Origin of the sequence: Mesorhizobium sp. M1A.F.Ca.IN.020.06.1.1, assembly GCF_004023265.1 — a bacterium.
GTDB lineage: Bacteria > Pseudomonadota > Alphaproteobacteria > Rhizobiales > Rhizobiaceae > Mesorhizobium.
In genome coordinates this window covers 1-418 of record NZ_RZSR01001833.1, presented here as the reverse complement: position 1 = coordinate 418, position 418 = coordinate 1, and the positions used below count along the sequence as shown (strand labels likewise).

The following is a 418-nucleotide window of genomic DNA, read 5'->3' as shown; positions in this document are numbered from 1 at the left end:
CTGGAACCTGTTTCCCGAGCGAGCACTCGGCGCGCAGGCGCGCGCGCTGAGCGCCGAGTGCTCGCTCGGGAAACAGGTTCCAGTGCTCCCAGGGGTCTTCGCGAAGATCGAACAGCTCCCTCCAGGCCGGCTGGTTGGGATAGCGGGTGAACCGCCACTCCTTGGAGATGATCGACTGGTTGTAGAGGCAGGGGTCACGTCGCGGATGATATTCACCGAACAGGAAGTCGCGGACGTCGGCGACCCGGCCGTCGATCAGCGGCTTGAGATCGGTGCCGTCGGTCGCGGGCGCCGGCAGGCCGAGCAGCGATGCGATGGTCGCGAACAGGTCGAGGTGGCTGGTCAGCGCATCGAGGCTTGTTCCGGCGCGGATGCCTGGACCGCTAAGAACCAGCGGGACCTGCAGCAGTTGTCGGTA

At 66.0% G+C, this 418-nt stretch carries 1 protein-coding gene; it reads right to left on the bottom strand.

What is annotated here, in order from left to right; genetic code table 11:
• Positions 1-418: sulfatase/phosphatase domain-containing protein (locus EOA60_RS38090; protein ID WP_348632767.1), on the bottom strand; the 418-nt coding region annotated here is incomplete at both ends.